Annotated in this window: 15 protein-coding genes; 12 read left to right on the top strand and 3 right to left on the bottom strand. The window is 61.3% G+C overall.

Going from position 1 to position 14,363, the window contains the following annotated elements; genetic code table 11:
• Window positions 1-66: 66 nt before the first annotated feature.
• From P3C29_RS17850 to P3C29_RS17840, 3 genes are read left to right on the top strand one after another with little or no spacing between them, the layout of a single operon-like run.
• A complete protein-coding gene (locus P3C29_RS17850; RefSeq protein WP_275965055.1) occupies window positions 67-1,230 on the top strand; it encodes an S-type pyocin domain-containing protein in 1,164 nt (387 codons plus the stop codon).
• A gap of 13 nt (window positions 1,231-1,243) precedes the next feature.
• Entirely contained in the window at window positions 1,244-1,522 is a 279-nt protein-coding gene (locus tag P3C29_RS17845; RefSeq protein ID WP_275965054.1) for a colicin E3-like toxin immunity protein, read from the top strand.
• A 9-nt stretch (window positions 1,523-1,531) separates the two neighbouring features.
• Window positions 1,532-2,002: a hypothetical protein gene (locus P3C29_RS17840; protein ID WP_201121644.1), complete on the top strand. Its 471-nt coding sequence runs from the start codon at window positions 1,532-1,534 to the stop codon at window positions 2,000-2,002.
• On the opposite strand, the gene P3C29_RS17835 is transcribed toward P3C29_RS17840, so the two are convergent.
• Entirely contained in the window at window positions 1,959-3,356 is a 1,398-nt protein-coding gene (locus tag P3C29_RS17835; RefSeq protein WP_201121645.1) for a sensor histidine kinase, read from the bottom strand. The genes P3C29_RS17840 and P3C29_RS17835 overlap by 44 nt on opposite strands.
• A complete protein-coding gene (locus P3C29_RS17830; protein WP_201121646.1) occupies window positions 3,353-4,015 on the bottom strand; it encodes a response regulator in 663 nt (220 codons plus the stop codon). Before P3C29_RS17830 ends, P3C29_RS17835 begins: the two co-directional genes overlap by 4 nt.
• Window positions 4,016-4,162: 147 nt before the next feature.
• Here P3C29_RS17830 and P3C29_RS17825 point away from each other — a divergent pair, with 147 nt between their 5' ends.
• The 9 genes from P3C29_RS17825 (at window position 4,163) to phnX (ending at window position 13,314) form a co-directional block, all read left to right on the top strand.
• Complete coding sequence (locus P3C29_RS17825) at window positions 4,163-4,429, top strand: PepSY domain-containing protein (RefSeq protein ID WP_010176882.1); 267 nt, start codon at window positions 4,163-4,165, stop codon at window positions 4,427-4,429.
• Complete coding sequence (locus tag P3C29_RS17820) at window positions 4,429-4,974, top strand: cytochrome b/b6 domain-containing protein (RefSeq protein WP_201121647.1); 546 nt, start codon at window positions 4,429-4,431, stop codon at window positions 4,972-4,974. The genes P3C29_RS17825 and P3C29_RS17820 overlap by 1 nt, the downstream gene beginning before the upstream one ends.
• 22 nt (window positions 4,975-4,996) lie before the next feature.
• Window positions 4,997-6,265 (top strand): sialidase family protein, encoded by a 1,269-nt coding sequence (locus P3C29_RS17815; RefSeq protein WP_275965053.1) that lies wholly within the window; start codon window positions 4,997-4,999, stop codon window positions 6,263-6,265.
• Complete coding sequence (locus P3C29_RS17810; protein ID WP_201121648.1) at window positions 6,265-6,864, top strand: hypothetical protein; 600 nt, start codon at window positions 6,265-6,267, stop codon at window positions 6,862-6,864. Before P3C29_RS17815 ends, P3C29_RS17810 begins: the two co-directional genes overlap by 1 nt.
• Entirely contained in the window at window positions 6,864-8,882 is a 2,019-nt protein-coding gene (locus P3C29_RS17805; RefSeq protein WP_275965052.1) for an alkaline phosphatase family protein, read from the top strand. Before P3C29_RS17810 ends, P3C29_RS17805 begins: the two co-directional genes overlap by 1 nt.
• 126 nt (window positions 8,883-9,008) lie before the next feature.
• Window positions 9,009-10,100, top strand: coding sequence for an iron-containing alcohol dehydrogenase PsrA (gene psrA, locus P3C29_RS17800; RefSeq protein ID WP_201121650.1), 1,092 nt, complete (start codon window positions 9,009-9,011; stop codon window positions 10,098-10,100).
• A 93-nt stretch (window positions 10,101-10,193) separates the two neighbouring features.
• Window positions 10,194-11,489, top strand: coding sequence for an MFS transporter (locus tag P3C29_RS17795; protein WP_010176888.1), 1,296 nt, complete (start codon window positions 10,194-10,196; stop codon window positions 11,487-11,489).
• Between the two features lie 36 nt (window positions 11,490-11,525).
• Entirely contained in the window at window positions 11,526-12,398 is an 873-nt protein-coding gene (locus P3C29_RS17790) for a LysR substrate-binding domain-containing protein (protein WP_201121651.1), read from the top strand.
• Between the two features lie 88 nt (window positions 12,399-12,486).
• Window positions 12,487-13,314: a phosphonoacetaldehyde hydrolase gene (gene phnX, locus P3C29_RS17785; protein ID WP_201121652.1), complete on the top strand. Its 828-nt coding sequence runs from the start codon at window positions 12,487-12,489 to the stop codon at window positions 13,312-13,314.
• Between the two features lie 39 nt (window positions 13,315-13,353).
• Here phnX and P3C29_RS17780 read toward each other — a convergent pair whose 3' ends face one another.
• Entirely contained in the window at window positions 13,354-14,319 is a 966-nt protein-coding gene (locus tag P3C29_RS17780) for an oxidoreductase (protein ID WP_275965051.1), read from the bottom strand.
• Between the last annotated feature and the right edge of the window lie 44 nt (window positions 14,320-14,363).

The raw sequence follows: 14,363 nt of genomic DNA, 5'->3' as shown, positions 1-14,363 counted from the left end.
AACGAGAATTTCAGGTTCGTCTCCGCTCTCATACGCTCGCTTCCTTGCACAGGGAAGTGAGTCGTCATGACAGAGCGCGCGTATCCGATTACCGAAGAAGAGCAGCTGAAGCGGCGAATTCTGACGCCGCAGCCTAAGCAGATTCCGTATTCACCGTTCATTGATTTGTATGAATCGCCTCCTGTTCCATCGCCTGAACCTGCAAGGATTCCAGGCCATGTGTTCGCCAAGTCCTGCCAACTACCCGTCGGGATCATCAGCTACAACAACCCCACCGGCTATGTGCCGCTTGAGCTGATCAAGGACTACGGCCACTTCACGCTGTTAGGCGGGCACGAGGTGGATAGCCACGGCGGTGTGGCCCTAAAGAAAATCAGTGGTAGTGCCCTACCCGTGGGGCTTGGCAAGCTTGTGCTGCGTACAGCGGTATTGGAGTCCGCGGCTACGGCGGTCGGTGCCGCAGCCGGGAGTTTGCTTGCAGGGCTGGTGGCGCTGGCCTGGCCGTCGGAGCTTGGCGACAGTGCGCTCTATAGCGAAGAGCAGCTTCGTCACCTGCAAAAAGCCCGCTCGCGGATGCGGTTGCATATCGAGCAACGCGCCGACGGGACGCTGAAGGGGTATGGGTTTTATACCGGAAAAAACGCTGACTGGCAGATGATCGATGTGGTGCAGTTTCAGAGTCGTGACAGCCAGTTTGTGGCGGATCTTGGCGAGGGTGTGGAGCTGATTTGGACGCCGGCCATTGATCCTGGCGACACCCTTGGCATTCCGGCATTGGAGGCTGCGCCACAAGCGCCGGTGATGTGGATTTATCCGCCGACGGAGGCGGCCAAACAAATTCTGGTGAACCCGATTTATCCGCCGGAGTATCGGGATTTTATTCTGGTGTTTCCGGTGGAGTCGGGGGTTCGGCCGCTGTATGTGGTGGTTAACGAGCCCAGGAAGGGTTTGAGAAACTCAGATCATGATTATTTTCCTGCTCCTAGAACTGAAGACATCACCGGTTTCCCTGGCTTGATAGAACAAAAGGGGAAAACTCAAAGACGAGGCGGAGGTGGTCTCCGTAAACGTTGGAAAGACGCCAAGGGAAGAACAATTTACGAATGGGATTACGAGAAGGGCGAACTGGAAACCTACCGCAGCAATGACCTAAGCCACCTAGGTTCTTTTGACCCCTATACCGGCGATCGTAGGGGCGAAGCAAAAGATAAGCGCCGCACAAACAAATAAGTGGAGATATTTTATGGTTATGAAAATCAGATTGGCATGGTACCACAAGCGAACCGAAAACCTGGAAGCCGATGAGTACTCGATAAATTTCGAGGACGACAAAAGCATCCTTATCGCACTCGGTTTAGACGAAGAGCCCCAAATTTATGCCGGAGGCTTCGACATTCTCCCAAGTTGGATTGGGACCCTCCAGCCCCACTTCAAGCAGGTGATCAATCCAACGCTTTTCGATTACCAAATCTCTTTCAGTTACCAAGGTACATGGCCACCTCAAGCGTCCAGGCAGCCATAAAGGACCCTAATGAAAAAGCCCCCTCTCTACCGTTCAGTCAACACCCGCACGTACAACGTGCATCACGGAAGTTGCCGCACCTATAGGCAACAACGCCATAGCAAAAGCGAAAAGAACTCCACGCTAAGCCGTGGCTCGATGCACAGCCATCACCGGCACGGCTTCGATTACACGCCATTATTCCGGTTTCTCCTGTCCAAGGTCGGCCATCGGTGGGATGAAGTTTTCAGCGAGGCCAATGCCCGCCTGGATCGCCCGGAACCTGTGTTCTGGATGGTTGCCGTGTGTGAAAGCGACAAAAACGAGTACGTGCGCATCGGCGAGTCCACCTATTACAGCGGCTTATTCGTCGACGATGCGGGCTTGCTACAAAAGGTCAACCCGCAATTGACACCCGCGTTCATGAAGCCGTTTTGCAACTGCTGCACCCACACCTTCAACGGTGTGGTATTCCCACCGGTTTCAGCACGCAGGAGCTAAAACTCAACCGCGCACACAACCCACCCACGTCCCGGTTATACAACTCCAACCGCCCCCCAATCCTCCCCACGATCATCTGCACAATCGCCAGCCCCAACCCCGCCCCATTCGCATTCCCACGACTATAAAACCGCTCGAACAACCGTCCAATCTCCCCTTCATCAATCCCCGGCCCCGCATCCTCCACACACAGCTGCACCACACCCGAATCCGTCCCCCGCACCATCACCCTCACCTCACTCCCCGCCGGCGAGAAATTCAGCGCATTGGTCACCAGGTTCTGCAGCGCAATCGCCAACGCTATCGGGTCCGTTTCAATCCAGCATTCCTCATCTCCTTCCAGCACCAACTCAACGTCTTTCTCCATCGCCAGGGGCGTCAGTTCCGCAAGCTCTTCGCGCACCAACTCCGTCAGCGGCACGCGCACGCGAACGGTGTTGTTCAACTGCGGCTCGATGCGCGCCATGGTCAGCAGTTGGCTGCCAATACGCGTCGCCCGGTCCACGCCATTGACCAGGAAGTCCAACGCCTCTCGCCGCTGTTCCTCGGTTTCCGCGCTCTGGGCGTTCTGCGCGTGAATGCGCAATATCGCCAACGGCGTGCGCAACTCATGCGCTGCGTCCGCAATAAACCGACGCTCCCGCTCCAGCAGGTCATCCACCTGTACCAGCAGGCGGTTCAGCGCGGTTTGCATCGGTTCCAGGTCCGTGGGCAATGGCTCAAGCTGCAGCGGTCGCAACGTATTGCTGTCCCGCCCGCGAATGGCCTGGGCCATGGCGCGCAGGGGTTTGAGGCCCCAGCCGATGGTCAGCCAGATCAACAACGCCAGCAGCGGTACGCCAATCAGGATGGGCCAGAGGGTATGGCGGATGATGCGCTGGATCACGTCCTGGCGAATGTCGTCGCGCTCGCCCACCCAAATGAGCAGGCCTTGTTGCATGTCGGCAAGCATGAACGCGCACCAGTCGTTGCCGTTTTCCATCAGGTCGTGGGGCCCGAGTGTGGTGGGCGGTGTGTTGAGGATCGGTGCGTCAGTGGAACGCACGAGCAGTTGGCCATCGGGGCGCCATACCTGAAAGGTCAGGCGGGTCTCATAAGGGTGCGCGGCGCCGTCTTCGCCGACGCGGCTCATGGCCTGGTCGAAGGCCTGATAGAGGCGGTCCCAGTCGGCATCGCCGGGGTCGCGCTGGCGCAGTACGCCTTGTAGCAAACGGGCGCTTTGGGCGAGTTGGGCGTCGTAGACTTCTTCTATTTCGTGGTGGCTGTCCCGCAGCACGAGCCAGCTGATCAGTCCATCACCCAGCAGGATCAGCACCAGCACCGGGATGAGGATGCGCGCGCGCACCGAGTTCATGACTTGAGCTCCACCACGTAGCCCACGCCGCGCACGGTGCGGATCAGATCGGTGGAGAGCTTTTTGCGCAGGTTGTGGATAAGGACTTCAAGGGTGTTGCTTTCGACGCGGTCCTGCCAGCCGTAAAGCGCGCGGGACAGGCGTTCGCGGGTGACGACTTTGCCGGGGCGCACCATCAGTTGATGGAGCAGTTGGTATTCCATCGGCGTCACCACGATGTCCTGGCCCTGATAACTGACTTGTTGGGTCGCCGGGTCGAGGCTCACGCCCGCATGCTCCAGCATTGGCTGCGCGCGGCCCTGGCTGCGGCGCAACAGCGCGCGTACGCGGGCCTTGAACTCTTCGACATCGAAGGGTTTGACCAGGTAGTCGTCGGCGCCAGCGTCCAGGCCGGCGATGCGTTCGGCGGTGCCGTCGCGGGCGGTGAGGATCAGCACTGGCAGGTCGTATTGCTCGGCGCGCAGGGTTTGCAGGAGTGTCAGGCCGTCGAGGCGCGGCACGCCGAGGTCGAGCAGCAGCAGGTCGAAGCTCTCGGTACGCAACGCGTGCAAGGCGCTGACGCCATCCTGCAACCAGTCCAGGGTGTAGCCTTCGGCACCCAGGGCCACGCGAATCCCTTGGGCGAGGGCGCGATCATCTTCTACCAGCAGCAAGCGCATGAGAGATTCTCTGTTGGAAACGGCGGCATCATGCAGGGTTCTGCGGATGTCTATTCCGGGAAAGATGTTACGGGCCGTTGCCAACTAAGCTTTCGCTAAGGTTGGTTTTGCACAGTGAAATCTCCCACATCTGCTGAGAGCGTTTCCATGCGTAAAATTCTCCTGCTGTCGCTGATTATCGCCAGCCCCCTGGCCATTGCCGGCCCGCAATGCACCACTGCCGAGCGCTCGCAATGGCAGGACCAGAAGGCCTTTCAGGACCAACTCAAAGCCCAGGGCTACGAGATCAGCAAGTTCAAGGTCACCGATGGCAACTGCTACGAGATCTACGGCTTTGACAAGGACAAACGCAAGGTCGAGATCTACCACGATCCAGTCACCGGCAAGGCCGTGAAGACTGAGATCAAGGGCTGATGCCAGCAACCTCCCTGCGCCTCTGGGACCCGGTGGTCAGGGTGTTTCACCTCTCCATCGCCGGCGTCTTTGTGGCCAATTACTTCTTCAACGAAGCAGGCGACGACTGGCATGTGTGGCTGGGCTATTACGCCATGGCCTGGTTGCTGGTGCGGTTGGTGTGGGGATTTGCAGGGCCGCGCAGCGCACGCTGGGCAGATTTTTGGCCGACGCCGGAACGACTCAAAAGCCATGTGCGTTCATTGCTCAACCGCCGACCGCAGCACCGCCTGGGCCACTCGCCCATTGGTGCGCTGGTGATGATTCTGATGTTGCTGGCGCTGCTGACGATCGGCGTCAGCGGCTTTTTGATGCAGGAAGTCGATGCCCTGTGGGGCGCCGATTGGCCGCTGCTGTTGCACGAAACCGCCGCCAATGTGCTGGCGGGTCTGGTTGGCGTGCATGTGCTGGCGGCGGTGTTTGAAAGTATCCAGGTGCGGGACAACCTGCCGTTATCCATGCTCACCGGCCGCAGGAGGCGCCTGCCGGATGACCGTGCGCAGTAATCCTTTTCCCGACAGGTTCTCTATGCGCCCGCTATTCATGATCTGCAGCCTGCTAGTGGTATTTTTCGCCGCCTGGCAAAGTCATCCGCCCCACGTGTTGGCGCCGTTTGCCCTGCCCGCCAAGGACACGTCCCAGGCAGCGGCCACCCCGCAATACAGCAGCCGCTTTGTCTCCTCGCAGCTCAATGACTTCGTGCACTCCTCCTCGGTCACCGCCCTGCCCGGCGGCGACCTGATGGCCGTGTGGTTTGCCGGCTCCCGCGAAGGCGCCGCCGATGTGCAGGTGCGCACCGCGCACTTTGACGCGAAAAGCGCCGAATGGGGCCCGGAGCAAGTACTCGCCACCCGCGAAAGCACGCGCGACGGCACCCACCGTTACATCCGCAAACTGGGCAACCCGGTGATCGCCCTGGCGCCGGACAACCGCCTGTGGATGTTTTACGTCTCGGTGTCGGTAGGCGGCTGGGCCACCAGTGCGATCAATGTGATGGTCTCGGACGACCTCGGCGCCAACTGGTCGGCGCCTCGGCAACTGATCACTTCGCCATTTTTCAACATCAGCACCCTGGTGCGCGCTGCGCCGGTGTTCCATGCCGACGGTTCCATCGGCCTGCCGGTGTACCACGAGTTCATGGGCAAATTCGCCGAGTACCTGTACTTGAGCGCCGACGGTGCGGTGGTCGACAAATTCCGTATCAGCCGTGGGAAAAATTCGCTGCAACCGACCATCGTCCCGCAGGACGGCCAGCGCGCCATCGCCATGCTGCGTTACGCCGGCGAAACGCATCACCGCGTGCTCGCCAGCCGCACCGAAGACGCCGGCCAAACCTGGAGCGAGCCTTACCCGCTGGAGCCGTCCAACCCCAACTCCTCGTTGGCGGCCGTCAGCACTGAGGGCGACGGTTTGCTGGTGGCCCTCAACGACCTGCAGGACGGGCGCTTCAAGCTGAGCCTGTACGGCACCGATGCCAACCTCAACCAGTGGCGCACCGTGGTCGAGCTGGACCAGTCCCCCGACCCGCTGGGCCAACCGTTCTCCCCCGAGGCCTACAAGGAAATCATCGGCGAAGGCTTCCGCGAATCCAGCGGCGCCCGCCGTCTGCCGCTGGAGCAACGCTTCCTCAGCAGCCTGGATTACCGGGTATGCAAACCCCGAGGCTGCGATTTCGAATACGAGTACCCGTACTTCAGCCGCAGCCCGGACGGCATGTACCACCTGGTGTACTCGTGGAATAACACGTTCATCAAACACGTCAGCTTCAACGAAGCCTGGCTGTCGGAGCGCATGTGATGGTTTCTGAATGGCAAGCGCATTTGAGTTTTGTGCTGTTGGGTTTCGTGCTGCTCAGCCTGTTGCGCATCACAACACCCTGGCGCCCATGGCTGCTGCCGGTGTTGGTGGTGGTGAGTTTTATCCCGGTCAACGAACTGCCGTTGGCGGCCTATGTGCGCAGCTTCACTGATGACCTGGCCATCAGCACCCTGGTGCTGTTGGCGTGGGTCAGCCTGTGCCGCCTGGGCGTGGTGCAGCCACTCCAGCACCCGCAGAAGCTCCAGGTGTTGCTGATGTTTGGTGCCCTGAGCCTGGTGCTTTACCCGGCGACGATGGGCCTGACGTATTTCGACCCCTACCGCTGGGGTTTCAACCCTCGGCCGATGATTGTGCTGATAGGCATCGCCGCACTGCTGATGCTCTGGCTGCGTAATACCTTGGTCGTGTGGATGCTCGCGGCGGGCACCCTGGCGTTCGCGCTGCGGCTCAAGGCCTCGGAAAACTACTGGGACTATCTGATCGACCCACTGCTGACAGGCTACTGCCTGGTGGCCGGGTTATGGATGCTGGCGATGGCCGCCTGGCGCCCTCTTATAAAACTGCACAGAGGTCAATGATGGGATGGCTGCACTCGCGCCGCCTGCGCTACGGCGTGGGCGCGATCGGTTTGGTATTTGCGTTGCTGGCGGCACTGCGGCTGGTGTTTGTACTCGGGTTTTCCGGGGTCGACCTCAAGGAACCCGCACTGCTGGAAACCTTCGGGATCGGCCTGCGTTTCGACCTGCGCCTGGCGGTGCTGCTCCTGTTGCCACTGGCCCTGCTCGCCTGGCTACCGCGCTGGAACCTGCTGACCGTCCCCGCCTTGCGCTGGCTCGCGCGGGGTTATCTGCTGGTGGCGCTGGCCGTCGTCGGGCTGGTGTACATCATCGACTTCGGCCACTACGCCTACCTCGGTGTGCGCATCAACGCCACGGTGCTGCGTTACCTGGAGGATGCGCAGATTTCCCAACAGATGGTGTGGGAAACCTACCCGGTGCTGTGGATAACCTTGAGTTGGCTTACGGCCGTCAGCCTGTGGACCTACGCCCTGGTTCGCCTCGAACGCATCACCCTGGACGGCGAACACAAACCCTTCGGCAAGCTGGCCCTGGCCTCGGTGGCCACTGTCGGTGTGATTGTGGTCTTGCTCGCCCTGCTCGGCCGCGTGGCCAACCTCAATCTCGAAAACCCGGTGCCGCTGCGCTGGAGCGACGCGTTCTTTTCCGGCAACAACCAGATCGCCGCCGTGGGCCTCAACCCGGTGCTGTTTTTGTACGACACCCTCAAGGTCGGCCAGTCGCAGTTCGATGAAGGCAAGGTGCGTGAGCATTACCCGCAAGTCGCGAATTACCTGGGGGTCAGCCAACCCGATCCCCAGCAACTGAGCTTCGCCCGCGAACAAGCCGTGCAGCCTTACCGGCTTAAAGGCGATCGCCCGCCAAACGTGATCTTTGTGATGCTCGAATCACTCGGCACCAGCGCCGTGGGCGCCTACGGCAACCCGCTGAACCCCACGCCGAACCTCGACAAGCTGGCGCAAGAAAGCTGGTTCTTCAAACACTTCTACGTGCCCGTCACCGGCACCGCCAAGACCGTGTGGGCGAGCATCACCGGCGTGCCCGACGTCACCCGCCGGGAAACCGCCACCCGCAACCCGCTGATCACCCGGCAACACACGCTGATCAACGCCTTCGAGAATTATCAGAAGCTCTACATGATCGGCGGCAATGCCGGCTGGGCGAACATCAACGCATTGATCCGCCAGAGCATCGACGGCGTGAAACTCTACGACGAAAGCCACTGGCGCTCGCCACGGGTGGACGTGTGGGGCGTGTCCGACCTGGACCTGTTCAAGGAAGGCGACGAGCTCCTGCGCGCCATTCCCAAGGACCAGCCGTTTTTCGCCTACCTGCAAACCTCCGGCAACCACCGCCCGTTCACCATCCCCAAGAGCAACGACGGCTTCGTGGTGCATGACCTCACCGTTGAGCAAGTCCAGGCCGCAGGCAGCCGCAGCGTCGAGCAATACAACGCCGTTCGCCTGCTGGATTTCAACATCGGCCGCCTGATGGAAATCGCCAAGGCCGGCGGTTACTACGACAACACCATCTTCGTGTTCTTCGGCGACCACAACACCCGCATCAGCCAGATCCCGCACATGGCGCCAGCGTTCGAACAGCTCGGCTTGGAAAGCAACAACGTACCGATGATGATCCATGCACCCGGCCTGGAACCCCGGGTGATCGAAGAAGCGGTCGGCCTGGCGGACTTGCTGCCCACGGTCGCCGGCATGGCGGGCATTGCGTTCCGCAATGGCGCCATGGGCCGCGATATCCAGCAGCCTGCGCCGGAAGGCGAGCGGGTGGTGCCGCTGGTACTGCGCGAGGGCACGTTCCCGCTGATCGGCGGCGTGACCAAGGACTTCCTGCTGCAGATGGAACACGACGGCAGTTCGCCGACCCTGCACGACCTGGCGTCGCAAACGCCGAGGGACGATGTGGCTCAGCAGTACCCCGAAGAGTTTCAGCGGTTGCAGGGGCTGACTCGGGGCCTGCATGAAAGTGCACGGTTGATGTTGTTCAGAAACGTTCGTTAAAGGTACCCCGCGGCTGGGCCTTACTATCGGCCCAGCCAATGCATCCCCCCAATCTATCGATTTGAGGTCTATCTCACCCTCCCCGACTATGGCGCCACTTCCAATAACAAAAACCAGGAACCCGCCATGACTGCCCGATTCCACAACCCGGTAGACACCCGCTTCGGCTGGGGCTGCCTGCAAGAACTTGCCGCCCTCACCGAAGGCCAGCGCGTCGCTCTCGTGACCTTCCCCGAAGCCCGTGGGCTCGGTTTGGTAGACCGCATCCAGACCCTGCTGGGTGACCGCCTCGTGTATGTGATCGAAGATGTGCAGCCCAACCCCGACGTGGCCCAACTGCGCGACACGTACGAGCGCTTCTGGCAGCAGGCCGGTGATTGTCAGGTGGTGGTCGCCGTTGGCGGCGGCAGTGCGATCGATACGGCCAAGGCGCTGATCGTCGGCACCGAGTCGGGGGATTTCGACGAATTGCTGGCGCTGCTGGCCACCGGCAAACCTTTCGTGCCGGCCCGCCACAAGCAATTGATTGCCGCACCGACCACCGCCGGCACCGGCAGCGAAGTCACGCCATGGGCGACGATCTGGGATTCCGCCAGCCTCAAGAAATACTCGCTGCACCTGGACTGCACCTGGCCGAAAGTGGCAATCATCGACCCGCAGTTGATGCTGACGGTACCGGGTGGCGTCACCGTCTCTACCGGCCTGGATGCCTTGTCCCATGCACTGGAGTCGATCTGGAATATCAACGCCAACCCGGTCTCGGACACCTTCGCCATCTCCGCCATCGAAGACATCCTGGAATGCCTGCCGCGCTTGCGGCGTGATCTCGGCAATCAGGAATTACGCTCACGGATGGCGTTGGCGGCACTGAAAGCCGGCCTGGCCTTTTCCAATACCAAGACCGCCCTCGCCCACTCCATCTCCTACGAGATGACCCTGCACCACGGCCTGCCCCACGGCATCGCCTGTTCCTTCACCTTGCCGCTGGTGCTGGGCCTGGCGTGGGGGCATGACGCCGCGCGGGACCGCACCCTGCAGCGGGTATTCGGCACCGACCTGCACCAGGCCCAGGCGCAGTTGCGCGACTTCCTCCACAGCCTGGACGTGAAGACCGAATTTGCCGACTACGGCGTGAATGCCAGCGAAGCCGACGCGATGATCCGCTTCGCCCTGCAAGGCGCACGCGGCAAGAACTTCATCGGCGCGCAAGCGGCCTAGACTCACCGTAATTCGGTCGTTTCCTGTTGCACCTATCAAGAGTGCCCCCCTGCGGCTGCGGTCGCCGGGGCGAATAACAATAAGGAAAACATCATGAATCGTGCACACGTGCTGCCTGTTCCTGCCGTCCGTACCTCGTCTTTCCGTGTTGCCCAGTGGCGCATGCTGCTGGCGGCGATGTTTTGTTATCTGTTTTTCTATACCGGTCGCCAGACCTTCGGTTTTGCCATCCCCGGGATCCAGGCCGAGTTCGGCCTGACCAAGGAAACCCTCGGCTGGGCCTCGGCCGCCATGCTCTGGGCCTATGCGATTGGACAGGCCATCAACGGCAACCTCGCCGACAAGTTCGGCGGGCGGCGCATCATGACCCTGGGCGCGGTGCTGTCCTGCGGGGCCAATTGGGTCACCAGTTTCGCCAGCGGCTTTGCCGGGCTGATCCTGCCGTGGGGCATCAACGGGTACTTCCAGGCCCTCGGTTGGGCGCCCGGCAGCCGGCTGATTTCCAATTGGTGGAGCGCCGGTGAGCGCGGCAAGGTGTACGGCTTTTATGTGTTCGCCGCCGGCTGCGCCTCGGTCCTGTCGTATGTGACCTCGATCGTGGTGCTGGAAGTGTTTCAACTGGAGTGGCGCTGGATCTTCCGCCTGCCGGTACTCTTGATGCTGGCAGGCGGCATCATCTTCTATCTGGTAGCCCGGGAACGGCCTCAGGACCTGGGCTTCGAACCCCTGGCCGATACCGGCGTGGCCAACGCCGAAGACAAGAATCATGAAGTGGCCCACGGCGAAGTCGAAACCTCGGCACAGCGCTACAAGGCTGTCCTGAAAAACCCGCGCCTGATCATCGCCGCCCTCTCCCTGGGCTTCCAGAACGCTGCCCGCTACGGGCTGATCGTCTGGGTGCCGGTGCACTTCCTGGGCGCCAACTGGAAAAGCGGCGACAGCATGATCGATCCGAAGTGGATCACCGTGGCCCTGCCGGTGGGCATGGCCATCGGCGCCCTGAGCAATGGTTGGGTCTCGGACAAGCTGTTCGGCTCCAAACGCTACCTGGCGATCATGCTCTACATGTTCCTCGGCGCCGCCACCAGCCTGTGGATGTGGAGCCTGCCGCCCCACAGCGCAATCGGCCTGGTGGCGCTGTTCCTGTGCGGGTTCTTTGTGTACGGCCCGGCATCGAGTTTCTGGGCGCTGTGCCCGGACCTGGTCGGCGCCAAGCGTGCGGGTACGGCCACCGGCGTGATGAACTTCTCATCCTATCTGTTCGCCGGCCTGGCGGAACCGCTGATCGGCAGTATGCTCGACAGTACCGGCAATACCTCGCTGATCTTCATCGTCGTGACCTCGGCCTGCCTGTGCAGCGCGGCGGTGGCGTTGTTTATCCGACGTTGATGACCGGCCCGGCGGACCTCAGGAACAGGACTCTTTATGTACCAGTACCACAAGTGGCTGCGCTCGTTTCATGCGGTGGCGAAGACCGGCAGTTTCACCCTCGCCGCCGAGTACCTGAGCGTCGGCCAGCCGACGGTCAGCGAGCAGGTCAACGGTTTGGAGAAGCAGTTCTCGGTGGAGTTGTTCCACCGTCGCGGGCGGTTTATCGAGATGAGTGCGGCCGGGCACGCCCTTTACGGGATCACCCAGGGGCTGTTCGGCCAGGAGGATGAAGCCATGCAACTGTTGCAGAGTTTCAAGCAGCGCAAGACAGGGTTGTTGCGCCTGGGCGCGGTGTCGCCGCCGATTGCGATGAACCTGACTTACGAACTGATGCAGCGCCACCCGGACATCGAACTGGAAACCTCGTTTTCCCCGGAAAAGGAAACCCTGGACCGGCTCTTCAACTTCGATATCGACGTGGCAATCCTGGCCCTCTCGGAATTCGACCAGCGCTTCGATACCCAGCTGTACCGGCGCTATCCGATTATTGCGGTGGTGCGCGATGACCACCCATGGGCGCAACAGAAAGAGGTGCACGTGGAACAGATCAGCCGCGAAAAGTGGGTGATGCGCGAGAAAAGCTCACGCACCCGGCAACTGGTGGAAGAAAGCTGCAAGCGCCAGGGAGTTGCCGTGAACTGCGTGATGCAGTTGAACAGTCGTGAAGCCATCGTGCACGCCATAACCAAGGGCATTGGCATCGGCTTTGTGTCCGCCGTGGAATACGCCGAAACCCCGGGCACCACGCCGATCACCTTCGTCGACCATCCGTTTTTCATCGACTACCACTTGTGTTGCCTGGGCATCCGGCGCAACCGACCGATGATCGCGGAGCTGTTCGAGGCCAGTCCGATCCCGGCCACCTGATCGCCTTACCCGTTTAAACCCTCACCAGGCGCTTACCTCTTCTTCGGCAGAGGGACGGCCTGCTCACACCTGAAAATGGAGACTTGCCATGCACTACCAACAACCTTCCAAGCTGCAAGCTGTGGTCCTGGATTGGGCCGGCACCGTTGTCGACTTCGGCTCCTTCGCCCCCACGCAGATTTTTGTCGAGGCGTTCGGCGAGTTCGGCGTTGCCGTGTCCCTGGAGGAAGCACGCGGCCCGATGGGCATGGGCAAGTGGGATCACATCCGCACCTTGTGCAACCTGCCGCAGATTGCCGAGCGTTATCGGGCGGTGTTTGATCGACTGCCCACCGACGAGGACGTCACGGCCCTCTACGAACGCTTCATGCCGTTGCAGATCGAGAAAATCGCACTGCATTCAGCGGTCATTCCCGGCGCCCTTGAGGCAATCAAAACCCTGCGTGGCCAAGGCTTGAAGATTGGCTCCTGCTCGGGCTATCCGGCGGTGGTGATGGCCAAGGTGGTCGAACTGGCGCGCCACAACGGCTACGTCGCCGACCATGTGGTGGCGACTGACGAAGTGCCCAACGGGCGTCCGCATCCGGCGCAGGCACTGGCCAACGTGATTGCGCTGGGCATCAGTGATGTGGCCGCCTGCGTGAAGGTCGACGACACCTGGCCCGGGATTCTGGAAGGCCGCAGCGCTGGCATGTGGACGGTGGCGTTGACCTGTTCGGGCAACGCCCTGGGCTTGACCTACGAGCAATACAAAGCGCTGCCCGCTGCTGAGTTGGCGCTGGAGCGTGCGCGCATCGCCCAGATGTTCGAAGGCTCCCGGCCGCATTATCTGATCGACACCATCGTCGAACTGCCGGCGGTGATCGAAGACATCAATGCGCGTCTGGCGCGCGGGGAAACACCGCAGGGTTCTTGATGGGCCGATGGGGTCAGTGAGCTGACCCCACACTGCGGCCTAGCGTCCGCCGATCAATTGTTCGCTTAACGTCCACAACCGTTGCGCCAACTCGGCATCCACCGCCCACGGCCTGACACCCAGCTGTTCTTCTGATTCCGCGCTCACCGCAACCGCCACATCACAGTTCTCGCAATACACCCCGCCCATTCCCGCCAACGGCTCGCTCACCGCGCACCACACCGTGGTGGCTGCGCCTTGCTCCGGGGTTTTCATGTTCCGTTCGGGGTCGATCACCGGTTGCCCGTGCTCGTCTACATAGCCTGATGCCTGCAAGACTTCTGCTTTCATGTGGCGCACCAGGTCGGTAATGATTCCGCCGGGATGCACCGCAAAAGCCCTCACACCGCCGGCTGCGCCGAGTGTGTCCAGATGCACGGCGAACAGCGCGTTAGCGGTTTTGGACTGACCGTAGGCCTTCCATGGATCGTAGGCCTGACGCTCGAAGTTCCAGTCATCAAAATCGACAGCGCCGTGTACGTGGCCCCGTGAAGACAACGCCACCACCCGCGCACCTTCGGCACGTTGCAGGGCTGGCCATAGGCGCTGGGTAAGCTGAAAATGCCCGAGGTGATTAGTGGCGAACTGGGACTCGTAACCCTGTGCATTGCGGCTCAGCGGTGGCGCCATGATGCCCGCGTTGTTGATCAGCAGGTGCAACGGGCGGCCTGTCGCCAGAACGCGCTCGGCAAACTGGTCGATGGAACCGGCATCCATCAGGTCCAGGGATTCAAGTTGCAGCTGTGGATAAGCGTTGACTGCAGCGCGAGCCTTGGCCGGGTCACGGGCCGGGACGATCACGTGGGCGCCGGCGGCAGCCAGGGTGCGGGCGGTGACCAGGCCAATGCCGGAGTAACCGCCCGTGACAATCGCCACCTTGCCGGAAAGGTCGGCACCTCGGATCACTTCGGCGGCGGTAGTCGCCGCGCCGTAGCCGCTATGGATGGGTTTTTGTGCAGTGGGCATGACAGAGTCTCCATTAGACGTGTGGTTAACACGCTACGCCCCGA

Origin of the sequence: Pseudomonas sp. 1912-s (assembly GCF_029269205.1) — a bacterium.
In the GTDB taxonomy this organism is placed as follows: domain Bacteria; phylum Pseudomonadota; class Gammaproteobacteria; order Pseudomonadales; family Pseudomonadaceae; genus Aquipseudomonas.
This window is presented reverse-complemented; position numbering and strand designations above follow the sequence as displayed.

Bases quoted from the DNA above. Each gene is read 5' to 3' on its own strand.
- P3C29_RS17825 (WP_010176882.1), top strand. From the start codon at position 4,163: ATGCGTAAAATTCTCCTGCTGTCGCTGATTATCGCCAGCCCCCTGGCC.
- P3C29_RS17830 (WP_201121646.1), bottom strand. From the start codon at position 4,015: ATGCGCTTGCTGCTGGTAGAAGATGATCGCGCCCTCGCCCAAGGGATT.
- P3C29_RS17795 (WP_010176888.1), top strand. From the start codon at position 10,194: ATGAATCGTGCACACGTGCTGCCTGTTCCTGCCGTCCGTACCTCGTCT.
- P3C29_RS17815 (WP_275965053.1), top strand. From the start codon at position 4,997: ATGCGCCCGCTATTCATGATCTGCAGCCTGCTAGTGGTATTTTTCGCC.
- P3C29_RS17845 (WP_275965054.1), top strand. From the start codon at position 1,244: ATGGTTATGAAAATCAGATTGGCATGGTACCACAAGCGAACCGAAAAC.
- P3C29_RS17805 (WP_275965052.1), top strand. From the start codon at position 6,864: ATGGGATGGCTGCACTCGCGCCGCCTGCGCTACGGCGTGGGCGCGATC.
- P3C29_RS17835 (WP_201121645.1), bottom strand. From the start codon at position 3,356: ATGAACTCGGTGCGCGCGCGCATCCTCATCCCGGTGCTGGTGCTGATC.
- P3C29_RS17850 (WP_275965055.1), top strand. From the start codon at position 67: ATGACAGAGCGCGCGTATCCGATTACCGAAGAAGAGCAGCTGAAGCGG.
- P3C29_RS17840 (WP_201121644.1), top strand. From the start codon at position 1,532: ATGAAAAAGCCCCCTCTCTACCGTTCAGTCAACACCCGCACGTACAAC.
- phnX (WP_201121652.1), top strand. From the start codon at position 12,487: ATGCACTACCAACAACCTTCCAAGCTGCAAGCTGTGGTCCTGGATTGG.
- P3C29_RS17810 (WP_201121648.1), top strand. From the start codon at position 6,265: ATGGTTTCTGAATGGCAAGCGCATTTGAGTTTTGTGCTGTTGGGTTTC.
- P3C29_RS17820 (WP_201121647.1), top strand. From the start codon at position 4,429: ATGCCAGCAACCTCCCTGCGCCTCTGGGACCCGGTGGTCAGGGTGTTT.
- P3C29_RS17790 (WP_201121651.1), top strand. From the start codon at position 11,526: ATGTACCAGTACCACAAGTGGCTGCGCTCGTTTCATGCGGTGGCGAAG.
- P3C29_RS17780 (WP_275965051.1), bottom strand. From the start codon at position 14,319: ATGCCCACTGCACAAAAACCCATCCATAGCGGCTACGGCGCGGCGACT.
- psrA (WP_201121650.1), top strand. From the start codon at position 9,009: ATGACTGCCCGATTCCACAACCCGGTAGACACCCGCTTCGGCTGGGGC.